At 63.5% G+C, this 19,914-nt stretch carries 27 protein-coding genes and 2 pseudogenes; 14 read left to right on the top strand and 15 right to left on the bottom strand.

The genetic code is table 11. The features are described from left to right. Window positions 1-98 precede the first annotated feature (98 nt). On the bottom strand, window positions 99-803 hold the full coding sequence (locus GGC47_RS24560; RefSeq protein ID WP_429069443.1) for a hypothetical protein: 705 nt from the start codon (window positions 801-803) through the stop codon (window positions 99-101). 70 nt (window positions 804-873) lie between these two features. Beyond that, on the bottom strand, window positions 874-1,266 hold the full coding sequence (locus GGC47_RS24555) for a hypothetical protein (RefSeq protein ID WP_429069441.1): 393 nt from the start codon (window positions 1,264-1,266) through the stop codon (window positions 874-876). 249 nt (window positions 1,267-1,515) lie between these two features. Between GGC47_RS24555 and GGC47_RS24550 the strand changes: the two genes are divergently transcribed. Further along, window positions 1,516-1,770, top strand: coding sequence for a hypothetical protein (locus GGC47_RS24550; RefSeq protein ID WP_133565031.1), 255 nt, complete (start codon window positions 1,516-1,518; stop codon window positions 1,768-1,770). A 249-nt stretch (window positions 1,771-2,019) separates the two neighbouring features. Here the strand turns inward: GGC47_RS24550 and GGC47_RS24545 are convergent. Next, window positions 2,020-3,575, bottom strand: a pseudogene (locus GGC47_RS24545) (ISL3 family transposase). A gap of 78 nt (window positions 3,576-3,653) precedes the next feature. Next, window positions 3,654-3,875 (bottom strand): annotated as a pseudogene (locus tag GGC47_RS24540) (transposase); the annotation flags it as partial. Between the two features lie 152 nt (window positions 3,876-4,027). On the opposite strand from GGC47_RS24540, the gene GGC47_RS24535 reads away from it, so the two are divergent. Further along, the gene (locus GGC47_RS24535; RefSeq protein WP_429069440.1) at window positions 4,028-4,273 is read left to right on the top strand and encodes a hypothetical protein; all 246 of its coding nucleotides are present in this window, start codon (window positions 4,028-4,030) and stop codon (window positions 4,271-4,273) included. 83 nt (window positions 4,274-4,356) lie between these two features. Here the strand turns inward: GGC47_RS24535 and GGC47_RS24530 are convergent, their stop codons facing one another. Next, window positions 4,357-4,647, bottom strand: coding sequence for a hypothetical protein (locus tag GGC47_RS24530; RefSeq protein ID WP_429069438.1), 291 nt, complete (start codon window positions 4,645-4,647; stop codon window positions 4,357-4,359). Between the two features lie 243 nt (window positions 4,648-4,890). Here GGC47_RS24530 and GGC47_RS24525 point away from each other — a divergent pair, with 243 nt between their 5' ends. From GGC47_RS24525 to GGC47_RS24515, 3 genes are all read left to right on the top strand, one after another. Continuing rightward, on the top strand, window positions 4,891-5,103 hold the full coding sequence (locus tag GGC47_RS24525) for a DUF2934 domain-containing protein (protein ID WP_429069436.1): 213 nt from the start codon (window positions 4,891-4,893) through the stop codon (window positions 5,101-5,103). A gap of 41 nt (window positions 5,104-5,144) precedes the next feature. Beyond that, window positions 5,145-5,651: a phosphatase PAP2 family protein gene (locus tag GGC47_RS24520; RefSeq protein WP_429069499.1), complete on the top strand. Its 507-nt coding sequence runs from the start codon at window positions 5,145-5,147 to the stop codon at window positions 5,649-5,651. 293 nt (window positions 5,652-5,944) lie between these two features. Further along, complete coding sequence (locus GGC47_RS24515) at window positions 5,945-6,148, top strand: hypothetical protein (protein WP_429069434.1); 204 nt, start codon at window positions 5,945-5,947, stop codon at window positions 6,146-6,148. A gap of 94 nt (window positions 6,149-6,242) precedes the next feature. Here the strand turns inward: GGC47_RS24515 and GGC47_RS24510 are convergent, their stop codons facing one another. The 4 genes from GGC47_RS24510 to GGC47_RS24495 form a co-directional block, all read right to left on the bottom strand. Then, window positions 6,243-6,848, bottom strand: a complete 606-nt coding sequence (locus GGC47_RS24510) for a hypothetical protein (protein WP_429069433.1) — start codon at window positions 6,846-6,848, stop codon at window positions 6,243-6,245. 168 nt (window positions 6,849-7,016) lie between these two features. Continuing rightward, window positions 7,017-7,259 (bottom strand): endonuclease/exonuclease/phosphatase family protein, encoded by a 243-nt coding sequence (locus GGC47_RS27570; RefSeq protein ID WP_465247591.1) that lies wholly within the window; start codon window positions 7,257-7,259, stop codon window positions 7,017-7,019. Between the two features lie 52 nt (window positions 7,260-7,311). Then, the gene (locus tag GGC47_RS24500) at window positions 7,312-7,941 is read right to left on the bottom strand and encodes a dienelactone hydrolase family protein (RefSeq protein ID WP_429069431.1); all 630 of its coding nucleotides are present in this window, start codon (window positions 7,939-7,941) and stop codon (window positions 7,312-7,314) included. Then, window positions 7,941-8,180, bottom strand: coding sequence for a DUF2171 domain-containing protein (locus tag GGC47_RS24495; protein WP_429069430.1), 240 nt, complete (start codon window positions 8,178-8,180; stop codon window positions 7,941-7,943). Before GGC47_RS24495 ends, GGC47_RS24500 begins: the two co-directional genes overlap by 1 nt. Before the next feature lie 412 nt (window positions 8,181-8,592). On the opposite strand from GGC47_RS24495, the gene GGC47_RS24490 reads away from it, so the two are divergent. The 8 genes from GGC47_RS24490 to GGC47_RS24455 all read left to right on the top strand — a co-directional run bounded on the left by GGC47_RS24490 (window position 8,593) and on the right by GGC47_RS24455 (window position 12,018). Next, a complete protein-coding gene (locus tag GGC47_RS24490) occupies window positions 8,593-8,922 on the top strand; it encodes a hypothetical protein (protein WP_429069428.1) in 330 nt (109 codons plus the stop codon). A 114-nt stretch (window positions 8,923-9,036) separates the two neighbouring features. Continuing rightward, a complete protein-coding gene (locus tag GGC47_RS24485) occupies window positions 9,037-9,237 on the top strand; it encodes a hypothetical protein (protein ID WP_429069427.1) in 201 nt (66 codons plus the stop codon). Beyond that, a complete protein-coding gene (locus GGC47_RS24480; RefSeq protein WP_429069426.1) occupies window positions 9,234-9,431 on the top strand; it encodes a hypothetical protein in 198 nt (65 codons plus the stop codon). Before GGC47_RS24485 ends, GGC47_RS24480 begins: the two co-directional genes overlap by 4 nt. 173 nt (window positions 9,432-9,604) lie before the next feature. Continuing rightward, a complete protein-coding gene (locus GGC47_RS24475; protein WP_429069424.1) occupies window positions 9,605-9,925 on the top strand; it encodes a plasmid stabilization protein in 321 nt (106 codons plus the stop codon). Between the two features lie 104 nt (window positions 9,926-10,029). Beyond that, complete coding sequence (locus GGC47_RS24470; protein ID WP_429069423.1) at window positions 10,030-10,263, top strand: KGG domain-containing protein; 234 nt, start codon at window positions 10,030-10,032, stop codon at window positions 10,261-10,263. Window positions 10,264-10,335: 72 nt separating this feature from the next. Next, window positions 10,336-10,824, top strand: a complete 489-nt coding sequence (locus GGC47_RS24465; RefSeq protein WP_429069421.1) for a hypothetical protein — start codon at window positions 10,336-10,338, stop codon at window positions 10,822-10,824. A gap of 120 nt (window positions 10,825-10,944) precedes the next feature. Next, entirely contained in the window at window positions 10,945-11,796 is an 852-nt protein-coding gene (locus GGC47_RS24460) for an SDR family oxidoreductase (protein WP_429069420.1), read from the top strand. 9 nt (window positions 11,797-11,805) lie between these two features. Beyond that, entirely contained in the window at window positions 11,806-12,018 is a 213-nt protein-coding gene (locus GGC47_RS24455; RefSeq protein WP_429069418.1) for a hypothetical protein, read from the top strand. Window positions 12,019-12,207: 189 nt separating this feature from the next. On the opposite strand, the gene GGC47_RS24450 is transcribed toward GGC47_RS24455, so the two are convergent. The 6 genes from GGC47_RS24450 to GGC47_RS24425 form a co-directional block, all read right to left on the bottom strand. Further along, on the bottom strand, window positions 12,208-12,459 hold the full coding sequence (locus GGC47_RS24450; protein WP_429069416.1) for a DUF768 domain-containing protein: 252 nt from the start codon (window positions 12,457-12,459) through the stop codon (window positions 12,208-12,210). A gap of 81 nt (window positions 12,460-12,540) precedes the next feature. Further along, window positions 12,541-12,786, bottom strand: coding sequence for a hypothetical protein (locus tag GGC47_RS24445; protein WP_429069415.1), 246 nt, complete (start codon window positions 12,784-12,786; stop codon window positions 12,541-12,543). A gap of 17 nt (window positions 12,787-12,803) precedes the next feature. Continuing rightward, on the bottom strand, window positions 12,804-15,044 hold the full coding sequence (locus tag GGC47_RS24440; RefSeq protein ID WP_429069413.1) for a xanthine dehydrogenase family protein molybdopterin-binding subunit: 2,241 nt from the start codon (window positions 15,042-15,044) through the stop codon (window positions 12,804-12,806). A gap of 10 nt (window positions 15,045-15,054) precedes the next feature. Continuing rightward, window positions 15,055-16,080, bottom strand: coding sequence for an FAD binding domain-containing protein (locus GGC47_RS24435; protein WP_429069411.1), 1,026 nt, complete (start codon window positions 16,078-16,080; stop codon window positions 15,055-15,057). Continuing rightward, window positions 16,077-16,592, bottom strand: a complete 516-nt coding sequence (locus GGC47_RS24430) for a (2Fe-2S)-binding protein (protein ID WP_429069410.1) — start codon at window positions 16,590-16,592, stop codon at window positions 16,077-16,079. Before GGC47_RS24430 ends, GGC47_RS24435 begins: the two co-directional genes overlap by 4 nt. Before the next feature lie 117 nt (window positions 16,593-16,709). Continuing rightward, the gene (locus tag GGC47_RS24425; protein ID WP_429069408.1) at window positions 16,710-17,873 is read right to left on the bottom strand and encodes a catalase family protein; all 1,164 of its coding nucleotides are present in this window, start codon (window positions 17,871-17,873) and stop codon (window positions 16,710-16,712) included. 230 nt (window positions 17,874-18,103) lie between these two features. Here GGC47_RS24425 and GGC47_RS24420 point away from each other — a divergent pair, with 230 nt between their 5' ends. Continuing rightward, window positions 18,104-19,897, top strand: a complete 1,794-nt coding sequence (locus tag GGC47_RS24420) for a thiamine pyrophosphate-requiring protein (RefSeq protein WP_429069406.1) — start codon at window positions 18,104-18,106, stop codon at window positions 19,895-19,897. The last annotated feature ends 17 nt before the right edge of the window (window positions 19,898-19,914 follow it).

The following is a 19,914-nucleotide window of genomic DNA, read 5'->3' as shown; positions in this document are numbered from 1 at the left end:
GTGAAGCTTTGTGTAATTCGTAAAAAGGCGGATTCTGCCCGAAAACATGGCAAAGAGCCCACGCGTTGTTTATCTTTCCGGCGCTGATCGCTCGCAATTCAACACCCCCTGGCGCCTAGACGCCCCCGCCGTGCCCAGCTGAGCGCTGTTGCGCGGACCGGTGGCGGGTGATGCCAGGCCGCGCTCCTGGCCGGGGCGTTGGCGTGCGCTGGAAGGTCAGCTCGATTGCAGAGCTGTTCAGGGCGTGCTCCGTCGCGCGGGCCCGTCATAACGATAGGCGAAGCTGCGCGCCCTTTGCAGGCAGCCTGCTCGGCTGCGATCTTCCCGATCTCGGCGGTGATCGTCTCGTCCTCGTAGAGGCCGACGATCAGATCGCTCATGCGCGGCGATATCTCATCGGCCCGGTTCTTCAGGATGTCGAAAAGCGAGGTGCGCAGGGCCCGTAACCCGGGGCGAATGGCGATCCCTGTTGGAACGCCCGGATCTGATTGACCGTCGCGGTCCGGCGCGAGACCAGCTGCGACCGAAATACGGTGATAGGCCTGCAGGTCGAGCTCGTCCCGCGTCTTCTCCCGCACCACCCTCAGGTTCGGTCGCAGCGCAGCCTCCGCGATATCCGCGATCGACAGCCCGGGGATCAATCGATCCCCGCTGCTGCTGAAGAGTTCACGCGTTACATTATCCATTGACGATGAGCGCCGGTCGGAGTGTGTTACCGCCCAGCCTCGGGAGAAGATCAGATGATGCGCGTTGCTTTGAGGGTCGCCGCCCTGATGCTTTGGACCGGTGTGGCTGGTGCTCAATCGATCACCGCCGAGTCGAAAGCGATGGGGGGCCGGTGGGGCGTGACCCAAGACGAATGTCGGGTGCAGGTCAAAAGGACCGGCGCTTATCGCCCGCGATACGCTTGCAGCCGAATACGCCCAAGGGGCGTAGAGCCTGAACTTTGGCAAAGAGCGGCAAATCTACCAGCGCGGCTTGCTGTAACCAGACATCGACACCGGGGCGTGGCGGCTTGACGACCTGCCGCAGGCGGATGTCCTTGAACATGCCGCTCATCGATGTGCTGGTCGACATACCTGGCGGCGCACCTCGGACGTTCACATCCAACGTGGCTGCACGCTCCATCTTGCGGTCGGCGTTCTCCCGATCGCGACGCTCGCGTTGGATCGATTTGCGGGAAGCCTCTGCCGCTGCCGCTTCCCTGCTCTTGAGCTCGAAATGAGGACGTCTGCCCGTCGCACCAGGTGATCGCTTCACACTCATCGAGGACACCGAAATCCTTGCCGTCCCGCAGACCGGAAGCGCGAAGCATCTCGCGCGCACGTTCAGCCATTGCGGCGCTTTGCGAAAATCATCCGTGCCTTGAAGCGGGTTCCCGCGTTACTCCCCGCGTCCACCCCCTTTCGAAGGTCCCAAGGTTACGCTCAATGGGGTGGTCGCACTCGATCCGGAACCGCCCGCATCCAACGCCGTTGCGAGAGGGCGGGTCAGCGGCACCAAGGAGCCATGGCGATGACGACGGAAGAGGCGACTGAGATCCTAGGCGTTCATGGCAGCATGCCCTGTACGGTTCAGTTCTGGGGGACGGATACGCCCGCCCGTAGCTTCGATACGCTGCATGATGGCCTTAGATTCATCGCCGATGTAGGCAAGGAGGAGCCGCTTCCGGACCTGCATATTCACGGCAACGATGGCGATATGGCCATCAACGGGCCGGACCTTGAGCAGCTGCTCGCTGTGTCCCGCGCTATGAGGTCGCCGCTCTAGAAGCTTGAGGTCTGGTCGCTACCGCCCTTGCCATCTGGTTCGGGAAGGATCGCCTCACCTCAGCTCCACCAAGGTTTTTCAAGAACAAATAACATAGCAAAAACAGATGTTTACGAGAAGCGCGAAATTCCTGCGTACCCCACCCCCGCTGCGTACCCAAAAATGTGTTTCGGCGTGTAAGTTTGACCCCGTGAGGCGGGGGATCGGCGTCCAACTTTGGGTCTGACGCAATCTCGCTGACGTTTGGGATCATTGCGCGCCGATCAGACGCGCCTGGAGAAGATCGATCTTCCCGCGCCCGTACATCTGGCGTTTGACGAGCTTGAGACGGGTGATCTGGCCCTCGGTTTGACCGTTTGACCAAGTCGAGAGGATTGCCGCTCGCACTGCGGCCTCGTCTCGTTGAACGCCATTCGTCAATGAGGCGACGAGGCTTTGGGAGGCGCGCTCGATCCAGGAAGCCAAGGGCTCGGCCCGCCTCGCCCTGATCATGGCATGGAAGTCGGTGATGATCTCGCGGGTCTCGACCAAGGCCGGCACGCCGTTCTCGATCGCCGCGATCGTAACAGTTTCGGCCTTGGTGAGATTGTCGCGACCGGTGGTCATCAACCTCGCGATGGTCCGGGCCGATGGGACGCGCGCAAGGCTGCTTGCGTCCGTTTTCTCCGCGCGCCGTCGGCGTGTTGCCCATTCGGAGATGACCCTGAGGCTTCCCCGGAAGCCGCTCCTTCGCATTGTGCGCCAAAGGGCTGATGCATTACGGGCGCCTGCATCCCATTGGGCATCCAACCAGGGTAGATGCGCTTCCAGAGAACTCTGGCGAGGTCGGAAGACGTCGCTCCGCTCGCCGCGGACGATCCGCCTGACGGTCTGGCGGTGATGGCCCGTGCGCTTGACGATCTGCTTGATCGGCACGCCCTCCCGCCAGAGGGTGAGGACCGCTACGTTCGTCTCCTCGCGCCGCAGATATCCATCATATTGCAGCTTCTCCGCCGCCGTCAGGAGCGCGGGATTGACGACGGTGGCGCCGATAGCGCTGTGGATCTGGCGCATCGACTTGCGCACGGCGTCGAGGAAAGCGCGGCTGGCATTCTCCATCAGGTGCCAGCGGTCGGCAACCTGGGCGGCCTGTGGCAGGGCCCGCGCCACGGCCTCTCCGTAGCCCCCGCCACGGTCACGGGCGACTGTATGAACCAACTGCTGATGGCGGAGCCAGGCTTCCGATGTTGCCGGCTCCGGTCGGAAAGCAGCACGACCGGCCGACGCCTCTCCAGGTCGCAAACGATCGTGCCGTAACGGTGATTGCGCCGCCATGCGAAGTCGTCAATGCCGATCACGCGCAGCGGCTCGCTCGGCACCCTGGCACGCTGCCGGACCACGCGCAGCAGCGTATCATTGCTGACCGGCAGCATTATCCTGGCGGCAAAACTCGCTCCGGGCCGGCCGCCCAACACGAGCCCCAGATGCTGGACGATATGATCGAGACGATCGGTCCGGCGCGCTCGCGGCGCAAGGACCCGGTCACCAAAGCGCTCCGCGAAGATCTGACGGCCGCACAGGACCGCATCGCAGCGAAATCGCCGGACGAGGACCTGGAACTCGACGCGTCGGCCGCTGAGAGGCAGGTCCTTTGCTCGCCGGAAATACCGGCTTTGGATCCGTTGCGAGAACACCCCGCAGTCAGGACATGGACAGGCGCTGGTGGCGGACCGGGCTCGGACAACAACACGATCGCCTTCGATCGCGATACCGTCGACCATCAAACCTGTGGGAACCAGGCTGGCTGGTCGAAATCGCTTCTTCATCGCGCTGATTCCTTCTGGAAACCAGCATCAGAACAGCCCCTACCTGCAGCAGATTTGAGTCAGACCCAATATTGGACGCCGATCGAGGGGCAACTTTGCAGGCCGTTTGACATTCTCGTCCTCGAGCTGCTTCAGCCGGCGCATCTCAGCCGGCAGAAGCCCCTCGTACTTCTTCTTCCAATTGAAATAGGTCGCCTGGCTGATCCCGGCCCGCCGGCAGATCTCCGCCACCGGAATCCCGTCCACACCCTGCTTCAGGATGAACGCCTTCTGCGCGTCCGAAAACTTCGAGTCCTTCATCGCTTTCCGCTCCTCCCAGCCCAAGGGAACCGACACGGAAAACTCTAACCCAAAGCGATCCAGTTTTAAGGGCTCAGATCAGTTGGCGACCGGGGCGGAACAATCAGAAGCGAAACGCAGTCTCCCTAGCGGATGCAAAATGGAGATGAGCGATGACCAACAACCAAGATTCAGATGTCCGCGCAGCTAACGCGCGTGCTGAGCGGCAGGGTGAAGGCCCCGGTGGGGGGATCGTCCCGCCGATGCGGGCAGACAAGCACTCGACGATCGAGCCGGCCGTGGAGACGCCCGTCGAAGGGCGGCAGGGTTTCCTCGGTCGTCCAGTGCTCGCGGTATTGATCGGTGGGCTCTTCCTGGTCGCGATCGCTTGGATCGTCGTCCACTACGCTTCGCGCTAGGTCGACAAAGCAGCAGCCGCCATCGTTATGGCGGACCTAAAACAACCCGCTGCGTCGCTGGAAGAAGGGTGGGGCTTGGGCCCTCACCACACCAGCGTCGGCAGCAGATATCCGAGGAATGCAAAGACCGACAGAGCCGCGACCAAAATGGTGGCCGCTCGCAGACGGCTCAGCGCCAGACGGGAACCGTCTGCCTCGACGAGCAATTTGAGCACGCCACGCAGAAGGGAAAATCGCGGGCCGCCCAATGAAGGTCTCTGGGCAGTTTTGGGGGCTTCTTCCTCGGCCAATTCAATCGTCCTCACTGGTGTCCTGGCGGCGGCCGAATACTCCGGAAATCGTTCTATCACCTGGGATAGGTCAACTGTCGCCATTCACCTACAGTTCCGGTCTGCTAAACGTCCAGCGAAAGAGGGTGGCGCCGCCACCCGTCGCTCGACAAGGGCACCGCGCGCGAAGCGACGGGCCCCGCGAGCGGGACTCGCTAGTTCTAGCAGATGGCTGTCAGGGATTGGGCAGCGCCGCATTCGCAACCGGTCGGCAAGTCGGTATCAGCAGGCGGAACCGTAAGTCCAGCGAGAGCGTTCTCAGCCGCGAAGACCCTTGGGACGACACCGATGGACCACGACGCAGACCACGCCGAAATCCGCAGGCTGGCTTACCAGATTTGGTTGAAGGAGGGGCAGCCAGACGGGCGAGACCGAGAGCACTGGGTCGCAGCCAAGGCGGCGTGGGCCATGCAGAGGCACGGGTTGAGCGATGCCAGCGAGCAGCAGGCTGGCGTGGGCACGGAAAAGACCATTCGCAAGCCGCGCTCGAAGAAGAGCTGAGTCGCCGTCTGGTGCCGCGCATCGCACTGCCGGTGTATGGGATGGATCGCGCAATCACGCGAGCCGCCCGGCTGCCTCCATCGAGTGCGCGTGTCGCGTTCTCTCTCGGGGGGCTAGCCGATGCGCGCGTGCTGCTGGGAGGAGGCGCACTTTGGCTTCTGGCGACGCCCGGCCAAAGCGCTGCCCGCAGTGATGCTGTTCGCTTCCTGACGACTATTGCGGCCACGACCGCCTTGCACCATGCCGTCAAGCGGATCGTCGATCAGGTACGGCCTGACCGAGTGATTGGATCCGGGCGATTGAAGACCGGTCGATCGCTCGACGCGATGCCTTCGGGCCACGCAATGCATGCCGGTGCAGTGGCGGCACTCTTCAGTGACCGCGTGGCTCGTCCCGCGGTTCTCTGGTCGGCTGCTTTGGGTCTGGCGTCAGCGCGGGTGGCAATGCTCGCGCATTGGCCCTCGGGCGTAGCGCTGGGGTTCCTCGGCGGAGTGGCCGTCGCGCGTTGCACGAGGTGGGTTACGCGCTCTCACTCTCGGAAGCCATGACTGCGACGACGCAAGTCGCCGCGATGATGAGCCACGCCAAGTCGCCGACCCAGGGAGCGCTCATAGCGGGAGATGCCAGAACAGAAGTGATGCCAACTATGGAGAAGAGCGCCGAAAGAAACGAAAGACGCAACATTTTCGCCTCCAGTTTGAGCGCATGAACGCGGCCAAATAAGTCCGGTTCCCATAGGCCGCCAAGGAATTTTCGAGCCGCGGCGGATGCTGCTGACGGGCGAGGGGGAACTCTGACTGAGGCGGCCGGCTGTGATCCGCCCAACCTTCGAGGTCTCCGCATGAAATCGCTTCTTCTTCTCGCCGCTGTCTCGATGGGCTGGAGCTCGTTCGCCCACGCAGCCGCGCCTCGAGGCGAGGCCGAGGTTCCTGTCCTCCGGGCGGCCGCAATTCCCCTCAAGGTGTGCGCGACCACGGTGGTGGTGGATCCGCTGATCGAACATCCGCTCGGGTTGCACTCCATGCCGACAAGGGAAATCAACTAGCTCCGTATCGGAACACCTTTGGCTGATTGAAACCGCGAGCTGGCTGCTCATTCGACGTGTGATCGCCGTCGCTCCACGCGCCGCCACTGGAGCGCTAGCGAAGCAGTCCCTCAGCATCGAATTCATCCCAGCCGGCTAGGTCCGGCGGGACTTCGTCGTTCGGGCTGCTGACGGCCTTCCGCGCTTTGCCGGACCGTTTGCCCGCGCGGGTCTGCGGCGCCTTTCCCGCGGCACGCCGCCTGTTCTCCGCCGCCGCGGCGATATCCTCTTCCCGCCAGATCTCTGTCAGTCCGCTGTCAAGGACATGCTCGATGAAGCGAGGCTCGAATACGTGAAATGTGACGGCCTTGGCGCGGCCACGCAGCTTGACCGTTTTGGTCTCCGCACTCCGAAGGCGACCGTCGTCGTCGAGCCATTTGTGGCGCTCGCGAGACGAGATGCCGAGAATGTCCTCAGCTTCGCTCGGGAGGATAGGCAACGCAGCGATGCCGCCTAGTGTCTTGCCGACGATCGCTGAAAGCGCGTCGAATTCCGCCGCGTCGGCGCCCGGCGCATCGAGTGTCACCGTGCCGTCTTCGACCTTCAGGAATTTCCTCCATGCCCACGGGAGTCGACGTTTGATTTCGCGTTCCATTCCCTTTGCGCGAACCGACGATCCCAAAGTGGCGGACGACGGAAGAGGCCACTCGGACAGCTGCATTGCGGCGCGCTTCAGATGATGCTCGGCTCAGGCTTGCTTACTGCGGTTCGATCGCCCGGGGCGGCCTTGAAGCAGCAGAGCTCTGACCCTTGGCGCCGGCAAAACCGAAGGCTGGGGATTCGGGCACGGCGGCTGAGGGCCACAAGCTCGCCGCGCTGGAGGAAGCGGTCAGACCGCGACCTCTCCCTCATCTTCGCCGTCCCAGTAGTGCATGCGCGACGCGTGAACCTGAACCAGGACGATGCCCGGGGTCTCAATGCCCTGCGGCTGCAGTTCCCGCTCTGGAAATCGAGCGTCGGAACATTTCAGCTCCTGCCGACAGACCACGTCCGGCTTGTCCTGCTTGAGCCAGCGCAGGAGAACAGGCAGGCGCCCGTTGATGCCGTTGACGTTGTAGGTTGCGATCTTCAACGGCGCCTGCCCTCACAACCCGCTCTCCCGGCCAAGCCCGTCACAGGTGTTCTCACAAGAACGCCTGCGTTTTCGCTATCGCGTCAGGCCAGCTTCCAACGGAGAGCCCGTGTCCTTCGCCTGGATAGATGTGGGTCTGGACATGGCCTCCGTTGCTCTTGATCAGCTTCTCGATCGCGCCAGCGTTCGACACCGGAACGATGCGGTCGGCATCCCCGTGCAGGAGGAGCGTCGGTGGTAATGATGCCCGCTCTAATCCAGGCGGGAGGAAGCCGAAGAAGTCGACGACAGCCTTGATCCTGCTGTCGCGAGCGGCGAATGCCAAAGCCAACGCTCCGCCGAGCGAGAAGCCGACAACGGCGAACCGATCCTGCCTTTCGACCTTCATGCTCTCGATCGCTTGGAGCCAGATCGGAAACTTGGTCTTGATCTCACCGTAACGGGCTCGACGATCGCCCGTCGCCTCGAAATACCGAGGCAGCCAGACGTTGTAGCCGGCAGCGGCGATCATCTGCGCGGCGAACTTGTATCGACCGCTGTTGGTCAAACCATCCGAGCCGTGGAGAAGGATGACGCTGCGCCCAGGACCCCCCGGGCTGAAGCGATCGACCGTGATGCTCGCGTGAGCCTTGCCAGCGACGATTGTCGCGCCTGCACCTGCCACGAAATGGCGCCTGTCCATCAGTCGGCTGCCTCGGACCAGCGCTCTTTCGCCTCAGCGGCCGGGACGATCAGGCTGATTGTGTCGCCCTCGACGCCGATGACGAGCCCCAGGTCGATGTAGTGGTGAGCGCCGCCCGACTCGGGATCATTCTTCTTGAGTTTGATGAGCTGGCCGCTGAGAGCGTCGACGGTTCCGACGTGACCTCCATCGGATCCGATCACCCGTTGGCCATCCCTGATTTGCTCGACGAACATCATCGCTGGATTTCCTTCCTGAAGCTGTGCCGGAGCAACGGAGCGTCGTGTGCGGAGGTTCCGGCCGGCGCAGCGGAACCATCGCTCGCCCGCGAAGTTTGCAGCGGCGGTGCAGTTCGTCAGGACAGGCGTCATGGGTGCGGACGGATTTCGGTGCGATAGTTGTGGCTCGCCGAGTATCGCGGTGCCATCGGACCTACGGCCCACCAGCGATGTGTGTTGCGGCGGCTGCTCCCGCCGTCTGGCGACCTGGTCGGAGTATCGCGCCTTCGTGGCGACGGCAGTCAGAAAGGGCGCGAAGGGCCGTCAGCCCATCGTCGCTGATCCGCTCTCCGCATAGGTTTCTCTCGCGGCTGTGAAAGCTTGGCGAGCCCGACGGCGCTCCTTTGCCTTCGCGGAATAAAGACGAGCTGCAATGTCGAAATGCATCAAGCTGTTGAGCGGTCGGGAGCTCAGGCCGCTAACGGCAGCGAAGGCCTATTTCAGTGGATTGCGAGAAAGCAGCCCGATCGGCTCGCCTCTGAGAGATCCCGAGCGGTCCGATGCTGTGGATATCTACCAGCGCTATTGCAGAGCGACCGGCGCATCTCCCCTAGCCGCTGTAGGCGTGACCGTAATCAGCGAGAGAAAGCTGCGGCCAGGTGGAAACTATGCGCGAATTGCAAGATCGTTCGCCGTTGTGACCGCGGCCGGCGAGGCGGTCGCCTTCAATATGGAAAAGGCCCTGAAAGCGATTGCGGAGTAGCTTGGGCCCGACACATTGGAACCAGTTATTGCAGGCGTTCGTTCACTGCCAAGGGCGGTTCGCGAGGCGCCATTGGTCGCAATCTGGAAATCCGACGGACCGAACAGGCAGCCCATGCAGGTGAAGCGCGCGCTTCACACAGAGGTTTGCCAGGACAGCGATGGCAAGCGTTACAAGGTCGTCGTGTGGCGCGAATGGCCCGGCCTCTCACTGACGTCGTACACGCTCGAAGACGGTACTCCCGTACATTACGAGGACGAGTGCTACTTCGCCCTGCCGTCGGGAAAAATGCTCACTCGCTGCGAGGACGAATGAATGACATCGAGGATGGCGAGGTAATCGTCGTGCTTAGGCAGAACGTCAAGCGTGGCGGCGAGCTGATGGCGACCTATCAGATGGACTACCCGGACTGGGCTTCCGCGCAGGCTGGCCGCGTTGAGGCGATCCAAGTTGGAAGCAGGCAGCTCAGCGGCGACGAGATTGCTGCACTATCGCGGCGGCGAAGTTGAGAAGAGAAGCCGAGGAGTTGGTGAGAACTCCGGGAAGACAGATCCAAGGCCAAAGCTGCCTTTTAGCCGGGCAGCTAGGCGCTGCCAATGACGGCGCAGCTTCGCCGATCGGTCTGGAACTTTTGTCATTGCATGCTGTTCGCAGGGCTTAACCCCCAATTTTGGAGGCAGCCATGCCAAGGGGCGACAAATCCAAGTACACCGACAAGCAGGAGCGCAAGGCCGACCACATCGCCGAGGGCTACGAGAAGCGCGGAGTCTCCGAGAACGAGGCCGAGCGCCGGGCGTGGGCGACCGTCAACAAGGATGATGGCGGTGGGAAGAAGGCGGGCGGCTCCGGGCGGGGGAAGGAAACCGGCCATCCGGCCGCGCACAAGGGCGGAGAGAAGGGCGGCAAGGCTTCCGCCGAGCGGAGCGCCGCCGATCGATCGGCATCGGCAAAGAAGGCGGCGGCGACGCGAAAGCGCAACGCCGAGCACAGAGCTCACCACTGAAAAGAAGTTGGAACAGCCCATCGCCTGGGTCGTTCACTCCAAGACCGCTCAGTCGGTCAACTCACCTCAGAACCGAGATTCTCCGGCTCTCCGGAGAGCAAGCTATGGAGCGAGTGATGACTCATAACCAAGGCTTCGCCAACAATCCCGACAAGGCCCGCGAGGCGGGAAAGAAGGGAGGCGAGCACAGCCACCGGAACGAGCGCGGGCAGCAGTCCGCGTCAAACGGCGACCGCCAGCAAAGCGGTTCGCACGGTACCGAGCGTGGCGGATCGGGCAACTTTGCCAATGACCGCGAGCGCGCGTCGGAAGCAGGTCGCAAGGGCCGCCAGATCTAAAACAGCGTCGTAGTGCGAATTGGGTTTGGCGGGTCCTCCGGGGCTCGCCCTTTTCGCAACAGGGAGGTCGAAATGCTGCAGGTCCAGACGATCACCAGAACCTACGAGACATTCGAGGATGCCCGGAACGTGGCGGTCCGCTTGGCCGAGGCTGGCATTCAGCCGGAGAGGATCGGTCTTCTGGGACAGCAAGCTGGCGGTGACGACAACACGGCTACGGCAGCAGGCGTTGGAGGGGCTGCCGGCGCCGCGACGGGGCTCGCACTTGGCCTGGGGGCACTCACCCTTCCAGGCGTCGGGCCGATCGTCGCGACTGGGTGGTTCCTGTCCGGCGCTGTGACAGGGGCACTGGCTGGAGGTGTTCTGGGCGCACTAGTCGATGCCGGCGTGCCGGCGAATGACGCTGAGCGCCACGCAGGCGAACACGCGGCGGGCCGGTCGGTGGTCTCGGTGCGCGTCGAGGAGCCCGACGCCGCGCTGGCGACGCGAATTATGGATGCCGCGATGCCCCTCGAGGTGGGTAAATTTTCAAATGGCGACCTCGGCAAGGTCGTTTCTTGACGCTCGTTCTCGGTCGCAAAGCGTCCTGGGGAACTAGTCCCTGCCGAGGCGGTTCGACGACAAAGTGCTGGGGGCGATTTGGCCGGCGGGAGCGCCGCAGTCCGACACAGGGAAACTCGAATGCCCGTCAAAGACGCCATGATCCACGAAGACGGTCTTCCGGGGCACGAATCCGCCCTGATGCCGAGACCGGACTGGGAGCCGCGCTATCCGGGAAGCGATCGACTCAAGGGAAAGGTCGCGCTCATCACGGGGGCGGACAGCGGCATCGGCCGCGCGGTCGCCGCGCTTTACGCACGGGAAGGGGCGGACGTCGCGATTGTCTACCTGAGCGAACACGACGACGCCAAGGAGACGGTGCGCATCGTTGAGCAAGAGGGGCGGCGAGCCATCTCGATTGCCGGAGACATCGGTGAGAAGGCGTTCTGCAGCGCTGCCGTGTCCCGGACAATCGAGCAGTTCGGCAAGATCGACATCCTCGTTAACAACGCCGGCGAACAGCACCCGGACAAGGACATCACCGACATCACCGAGGAGCAGCTTCGACGCACGTTCCAGACCAACATCTTCGGCATGTTTTTCATGACGCAGGCCGCGCGTCCGTATCTCAGAAGCGGTGCCGCCATCGTCAACTGCACTTCCGTCACGAGCTACCAGGGTTCCAGCGAGCTGCTCGACTACAGCTCGACGAAGGGCGCGATCACATCTTTCACGCGAGCCCTCTCGGAGAACCTGGTCGAGAAGGGAATACGCGTGAATGCGGTGGCTCCCGGGCCGATCTGGACGCCACTCAACCCGATGGGCGGAGCAAGCCGGGAGAAGCTGAAGCATTTCGGCGAAAGCACGCCGATGAAGCGCCCGGGGCAGCCAAACGAGGTCGCCCCGAGCTTCCTGTTCCTGGCGTGCGACGATTCCAGCTACATGTCCGGGCAGGTGCTGCACCCGAACGGCGGCACGGTCGTGAACGGATAGGGCACGCCAATGCCGATCGACAGTTCGCCTCCGCCGGAGAAGGCAAGAAAAGCAGCCATCGGCGTCGTCGCCGTGATCGCCTTCATCATCGCGGCGCTATTCATTGGCTTCAACCTGAACCACGCTCAGACGCAGCGCGAACTGCAGTCCGGCCGGGTCGATCCAAGGGACGCTCCTAAGAGCTCCACGGATCTGCGGGCGCCGAGGCCTCCTCAAAAATGACCTCGGCACTGAACGCAAAATGCCCGCCGTGAGGCGGGCATTCGCTCTTCGACCGAGGCTCATTTCCGTTCGCGACGGTCTGCGCGTGGACTGCCCGCGGCGAGTGCTACGGCGCCGACGATGCCCATAACTCCAAGGGCGAATGGAAGCGCGCGGTAGCATGCGCGACATCCGCGGCGCCGCGTGGCCTCAGTCATCACTGTCGATCTGACGGCGGAGTTCGATGTCGACCGCGCCATTGACCGCCTCAGCCAAACGCGACGGAAGGTCTGGGAATTCCTCTAGGATTTCGCTTTCCGAAATTCCCAGAGCCTCAGCTGCACTGATCGCCACTCCTGCCAGCTGCTCCAATCGAGCATCGTTCCCATCTTCCAGGAACGCCTCAGTGGCCACATTCTCAGCGATCCACGCTTCGACAAACGCCACGGCTCTTTCGGACATTGGTGCCTCGCCATTACTGCCTGGCCAAGAACGCTGCAGCGGCTCTCCAGTTGCCTTCGACGCGCTTCTGCCGGGAGCTGCTCAGGTCTTGCGCAACTTGCCGAGGTTCCCCGGAAGACCCGATATCCGAAGGTCGTCCGGCCGGTTCAAACCCTCCGAAGGCTCGGGACCATGACAGTTTTCGCCTTTATGCTGCTCATCCCAAGATCGGATAGCTGCGACCAGTTCGGCATGCTCGGCCGCGGAAGGAGAGCCATCTGGCGCGTTTGAAAGCGAGCTCGCCCGCGCGACCGCCGCCTCGTACTCGTCGTGGTTCGAGATTTTCACGCTATTCTCCTTTCCCGTCATGCAGCCAACAGCTTGTCGATGGTCATGGGAAGGCTGCGCAGGCGCTTGCCTGTCGCGTGGTGGATCGCATTCGCGATGGCGGCCGCGGTGCCGACGATGCCAATCTCGCCGAGTCCCTTGACGCCGATCGGGCTCGCCTTGTCGTCCTGCTCTTCGACGAAGACCACGTCGATGTCGTAGATGTCGGCGTTTGACGGGACATGATATTCGGCAAGCGAGTGGTTCACGATGCGACCGAGGCGGTGATCGGTCAGGGTCTCCTCATGCAGCGCCATGCCGATGCCCCAAACCACACCGCCGATGATCTGGCTGCGGGCGGTCTTGGGATTGAGTATGCGCCCGGCCGCGACCGCGTTGACGACGCGCGTCACGCGAATCTGTCCGAGCTCCTCGTCGATCCGCACCTCTGCGAACACGGCCGAATGCGTATAGGAGACGTAGCGCATCGCCCCGATCAAGCCGGGGCTGGCGCTCTTCTCCGCCTCCAGCTTCGTTTCGCCAGACGCGGCAATAGCCTGGGCCAGGGAAACGGATTTCGCGGGGTTGGTTCGCAGGAGGATGCTGCCATTCGCGAAGGCGATGTCGTCCAAGCTGGCATCCGCCAGCGGCGAGCCATCGACTTTCCGCGCCAGCTTGAAGAGCTGCGCCTGCAACTCTTGGCACGCTGCCATCACAGCGCTGCCAGCTGAGGCCGCCGTCCACGACCCGCCCTGCACCGGTGAAGCCGGAAGGGTCGAGTCTGCCAGCCTCACGGTGACCTGCTCCATCTCCAGGCCGAGCGTCTCGGCGCCGATCTGGCTCAGGATGGTGTACGTTCCGGTGCCGATGTCGGAGGTCGCGCAGGAGAGTTCGAGGCGGCCATCGGCCGTGAAGACCGCGCGCGCGGCTGTCTTCATCATTCCCGCCTCCCAGACGCCGCTTGCCATGCCCCAGCCGATCAGCTCGCGGCCGTCGCGCATCGAGCTCGGCTGTGCGATGCGCTTGGTCCAGCCGAACCGTGCTGCGCCCTCACGATAGCAGGCCCGGAGCTCCTTCGAGGTGAAGGCCTTGCCATTGTTCTCATCATGGTCAGTGTAGTTCCGCAGGCGCAGATCGATCGGATCGATATTCGCCGCGATCGCCAGTTCGTCCATCGCGCTTTCGAGCGCGAACAGACCGAGCGGCGCGCCCGGCGCCCGCATGTCTCCGGGAGAGTAGATGTCGAGCTTGGCCAGTTCGTAGCGCAGGTCGACATTAGGCGCGTGATAGAGCATGCCCGACCAGTTGACGACGTTCTCCTGGTGATCCTCGAACTGCGAGGTCGCGGCGACTGCGTGGTGCTGGATCGACACCAGCTTGCCGCCGGCATCGGCGCCGAGCGACACGGCATTGATCGTCTCCGGCCGGTGGACGTGGCTGAACATCTGCTGACGCGTCAGCTCGACGCGCACCGAGCGTTTGAGCGCCAGTGACGCCATCACGGCGAGGAAGAGCTGGTGCTGTGGGCGCAGGCCCGAGCCGAAGCCGCCACCGACATAAGGCGCGACAACGCGGACGTCGTCGCTCGAAAGCCCGAACACGCTGGCGACATAGGCTTGGCTGTTCTGGACGCCCTGCGTCTTGTCATGGACGGTGATCTTACCCTTCCCCTCCCAGATCACGGTCGTCGCGTGCGGCTCCATCGGATTGTGGTGCTCAGCAGCGATGGCATATTCCGCACTCACCCGGACCGGGGCCTCGCTGAACGCCTTTATGGCATCCCCGCGCGGATCGGGCGGAGGGGCGATGCCCATGCGCTTCTTGGGGGGCTCGTAGGCATCGCTGCGTGCGATGCTCAGATCGGTGAGGTGCGGACCCTCGTCGTAGGAGACCGTGACGAGTGCGGCGGCGTCGCGTGCTGCGTCGAAGCTGGTCGCCACGACCAGCGCGATGGGCTGGCCGTTGTACTGAATCTCGTCGCTGTAGAGCGGGCGGAACGGTGAGCCGGGAGGTCCGACCTGGTCGCGGTACTTGTAGGTGAACCACGCGGTCTGCGGCCGGTTCTCGTGCGTGAAGACCTTTAGCACGCCGCGCGCGGCTTCCGCCGCGGTGACATCGATCGAACGGATACGCCCGCGAGCGATCGCGCTTTCGACGATGTAGCCGTAGCTGAGATCGCCCGTAGCGAACTCGGCGGCGTAGGTTGCAGCGCCTGTGACCTTGGCCGGGCCGTCGACGCGGTTGCGGGGGGAGCCGATATGCGGATCGTTTCTCAGCATGGCGTTCTCCTCACGCGATCCGCTTGTCGGTCAAGGACTGCGGTGTGCCGGACGCCGCCTGAGACAGCGCGCGAACGATCGCGCGGCGCGCGAGATCGATCTTGAAGGCGTTGTGTTCGTGCGGCTGGGCGCCTGCGAGCAGGATATCGGCGGCGCGGGAGAAGGATGCGTCGTCAGCGGACATGCCAACGAGAACCTCCTCGGCTTCCGACCTGCGCCAAGGCTTGTGCGCCACGCCGCCGAGCGCCAGCCGCGGCGCTGCGATCCGGCCGCCATCGATTTGCAGAGCCGCCGCAACCGACACCAGCGCGAAGGCGTAGGACAAGCGGTCGCGCAGCTTGAGATAGCTATAGTTCCCGGCGAAAGCTGACGCCTCTCGCGGCAGCGTTACCGCGACGACGATCTCGCCTGAGCGCAGGGTGTTGTCGCGCTGAGGCTCGTCTCCGGGCAGGCGATGATAGTCGGCGAAGGCGATCCGCCGCTTGCCATCCGGCCCGACAACCTCGACCTCAGCATCGAGCGCCGCCAATGCGACGCACATGTCCGAGGGATGCGTCGCGATGCAGTGGTCGCTTGCACCAATGATGGCATGGATGCGGTTGACGCCACCGATCGCGCCGCAGCCTGAGCCCGGCTCGCGCTTGTTGCAGGGCGTGGCGACGTCGTTGAAGTAGTAGCAGCGGGTGCGTTGGTTGAGATTGCCGCCCGTCGTGGCGGCGTTCCGCAATTGCGGCGTCGCACCTGCGAGCACGGCATGGGCCAGCAGCGGATAGCGCGCGTAGATGCGCTCGTCATAGGCGACGTCGCTGTTGGGCACGAGCGCGCCGATGCGCAGCCCGCCATCCGGGGTCTCGGAGATGCCGCGCAGTTCGTCGAGACCTGTCACATCGACCAATTCACCCGGGCGCTCTACCTCGTATTTCATCAGATCGACGAGGTTCGTCCCTCCTGCGATGATCGCTGCGGCCGGGTTGCCCCGGAGATGTGAGATCGCGTCCGCAAGGGTTTCTGCGCGATGATAGGAAAAGCGGTTCATTCAGCGGCCTCCCGACTGACGCCCGAGCGCTGGACCAGCACGTCCTCGATCGCGTCGACAATGTTGGGATAGGCGCCGCAGCGACAGATATTGCCGCTCATCAACTCGCGGATCTCGTCTCGCGTGGCGGCATGCCCTTCCTCGATCAGCGCGATGCCGGAGCAGATCTGTCCAGGCGTACAGTAGCCGCACTGGAAGGCGTCGCGCTCGATGAAGGCCTGCTGCAACGGGTGCAGTTGGCTGGCCTGCCCGACGCCCTCGATCGTGGTGATCTCCTTGCCATCCTGCATGACGGCAAGCTGAAGGCACGAATTGATGCGACGGCCGTCGATGAGGACGGTACAAGCGCCGCATTGGCCATGATCGCACCCCTTTTTCGTGCCCGTCAGCGCCAGATCGTGCCTGAGCAGGTCAAGGAGCGTGGTCGAGGGTTGGACCGCGATGCGGCGCGGCTCGCCATTGATCGTGACCTGGATTGGAATACCGGACGGGCCGGGTTGAGTCTGGAACATCCGGAGCGCTCCAATCCGATGATGATGACCCCCCGGCCGCTGATGAGGTTCAAACAGGTCGCCTCGAATGAAGTTCCCTGGAAGTGGAATAGCTCGCATCTCGCGAGTCGTGGCCGCTCAGGCGGGCAGATCGACGTCTTCCAGCCTCCGGGGCTGGTGCATCGGGCAGCCGCTGTTATCGGATCGGAAGCGCGCCGAGCTGCGATAGGCAGCCTTGCGCAGCCGCATGATCGAACCGAGCGGACGATGCGCCGCGAGCCCATGCCAGGGACTGAAGAACTGACCGTCATCGATCGCGCGCGACTTCTCCTCGTCCCAGGCGATCTGAGTGGGGGCACTGATCGTCGCGACCGTCCGATAGGGGCTCTGTTCCTCCGGCCACTCGACGCTCGCATCCTCTATCGGCATCGTCTCAAGGTCGGTGCAGAGCTGGATACGAAGTTCCCAGCGGCCGCCATGATGGGCGAAGAAGGCGTTGCAAGCCTCGCGCAGCCCGTCCGGGTGCCCAAAGACCTTGACCGGCTGATCGGTGAGGCTGGTCAATTCAGGGAGGACGGGGACGAGCTGGACCTTGGCCATGTACTCGCCAAACAGGATCGGGGCGGCGCTGAAATATGTCTCGCCGAGAGGATGCGTAGCCGGATGCCCGCCGAGCTGCTTCAGAGTCGCGCTTTTGCCGCCGACACTTTCGACCGCGGTCTCGATGCCCCGTAACGTGTAGCTCAGGGCCTTCTTCAAGAACTGGACCTTGTCGGTGGTCGCCGCCAGGAGCTTGAGGTTTCCGAGGAAGGCCTTGCCATTGGGGGCGGCGAAGACTGGTCCATTGACCAGCACGAAATCCTGAACGGCCTCGGTCTCGGAGCCGGGGAGGCGGTCGCCCTCGACCCCGATCACCTTCATGGCCAGCCCGCGAGGCACGGATACATCGTCGTCAAGAACATCGCCCGGGATCGTCGAGAGCCGCATGATGACGGGATAGCTGCCGGGCGTGGCAAAGAGGCCTTGAGCAAGTTCGGGCGGCAGGTCCGAGCTCACCGTCATCTCGCCATGGAGCAGCGCGTGACTCTTGGCGTGTACGCTGCGTAGCGGGCGGCCCTCTTCCTTGAGGGTCGTTTCGCTGATGCTGCGAAGCGTCGAGACGAGCCCATTCTCGGTCGCGCGTTCCTGCGGTTCGGGCTGCTTGAACTCTGGGCGATAGGCCAGGGGAGGGGTCGCTAGCTCGCTACGATCGGACATTGAGGGCTCCTGGGGAACCCTTGCCAAACACCCGTCAAGCTCCACCTGTTCCAGACTGCCGGCTTTCAGCGCTCATACGCCCGCATATCGAGCTAGGCCCGGTGCGGTGCATCAAAATTCGAGCATCCGTGCGTCGTCTCGGTGCGGCCGCTGCAAAAGGGGAACCTCCCTTGAATCGGGCTGTTCAGCTTAGAGTCAAAGCGCTGGGGGAACAGCGCTCGTGGACGACGGAACTATGTCCCGCGTCTGCGCTGCCCAATCCTCTGGAGAGCCTAATGGCCCACACCGTCTCGGATTTCATCTGGAGCCGACTGCACGAATGGGGTGTCAGGCGCGTTTACGGCTATCCAGGTGACGGCATCGGCGGACTGATCGCGGCCCTGCAGCGGCGAGAGAAAGACATCGAATTCGTCCAGGCCCGGCACGAGGAGATGGCGAGCCTTATGGCATCGGGCGAGAGCCGCTTCACGGGAAAAGTCGGGGTGTGCATCGCGACTTCGGGACCGGGAGCCGTGCACCTCCTGAACGGCCTGTACGACGCGCGGCTCGATCACCGTCCGGTCGTAGCGTTGGTCGGGCAGCAGGCTCGCTCGGCGATGGGTTCCCACTATCAGCAGGATCTCGATCTTCAGTCGCTGTTCAAGGACGTTGCCGGCGCCTATGTCGAGACAGCTTCTGTCGCCACCCAGGTGCCACACCTCATTGACCGCGCCTTCCGGATCGCTGAGGCGCAACGTCGCGTTACCTGCGTCATTCTACCGAACGACCTTCAGCTCGAAACCATGGAGGAGCCGACGCGCGAGCACGGCATGACCCATTCCGGTGTCGGGATCGAACTCTCGCCGGTCGTTCCCGCCGAGCCGGCTCTGCAGCGCGCGGCCGATGTGCTCAACGCAGGGAAGAAGGTCGCGATCCTGGTTGGCGCCGGCGCGCTCGGCGCGACCGATGCCGTGCTCGCCACGGCGGAGAAGCTGAAGGCAGGCATCGCTAAAGCGTTGCTCGGCAAAGCCGCTGTCCCGGACGACGTGGCGTTTTGCACCGGGTCGATCGGGTTGCTCGGCACAAAGGCCAGCTGGGACCTGATGCGGGATTGCGACACGCTGCTGATGGTCGGGTCCGGTTTTCCGTATACGGAATTCTTGCCGGCGCCGGGACAGGCCCGCGGCGTCCAGATCGACATCGATGCAGGCATGCTGGGCCTACGGTATCCGATGGAGGTCAATCTCATCGGCGACGCGGCGGCAACGTTGGAAGCTCTCCTCCCTCTGCTGAAACCCAAGGCGGACGGCGAATGGCGTACGACGATTGAGGCGAATGTCAGCGAAGCCTGGCAAGAAGCCCGGGACAGCGCATTGGTTGAGGCCTCGCCGATCAATCCCCAGCGCGTGGCATCGGAATTGTCGGATCGCCTTCCGGACCACTGCATCGTCACCGCCGACAGCGGGACCACGACCGTCTGGTATGCCCGGCATCTCCGATTTCGGCGCGGGATGATGGGATCCGTTTCCGGCACTTTGGCCACGATGGGCTGTGCTGTTCCCTATGCGATTGCAGCGAAGTTTGCGCATCCTGGCCGGCCTGCGATTGCTCTAGCCGGCGACGGCGCGATGCAGATGAACGGTATGTCCGAACTCGTGACGATTGCGAAATACTGGAAGCGGTGGAGTGATCCCCGCTTCATTGTCATGGTGCTGAACAATCGCGAGCTAGCCTATGTGACCTGGGAAGAGCGCATCCAGGCCGGCGACCCAAAATGGCCGACCAGCCAGGATCTCCCTGATATCCCGTACGCCGATATCGCGAAGCTCATGGGTCTGGGCGGGCGTCGCGTCGAAGACCCCGAGCAGGTCGGGCCGGCATGGGACGAGGCCCTCGCGGCCGACCGGCCCTTCGTTCTCGACATGGTCACCGATCCAAACATTCCGCCGTTACCGCCTCACATTACCTTCGCTCAGGCGCGTGGATTGGCGGGCGCCCTGATTAGCGGCGATCCCGAAACCGGCAACGTGGTCACCAATACCGCGCGTTCGCTGCTCGGGACGCTTTTGCCGTCGCGAAAAGATCGCTGAATACCCCTGCCGCAGGT

The organism is Allobosea sp. OAE752, from assembly GCF_050433265.1.
GTDB classification, from domain to species: Bacteria; Pseudomonadota; Alphaproteobacteria; order Rhizobiales; family Beijerinckiaceae; genus Allobosea; species Allobosea spartocytisi.
This window is presented reverse-complemented; position numbering and strand designations above follow the sequence as displayed.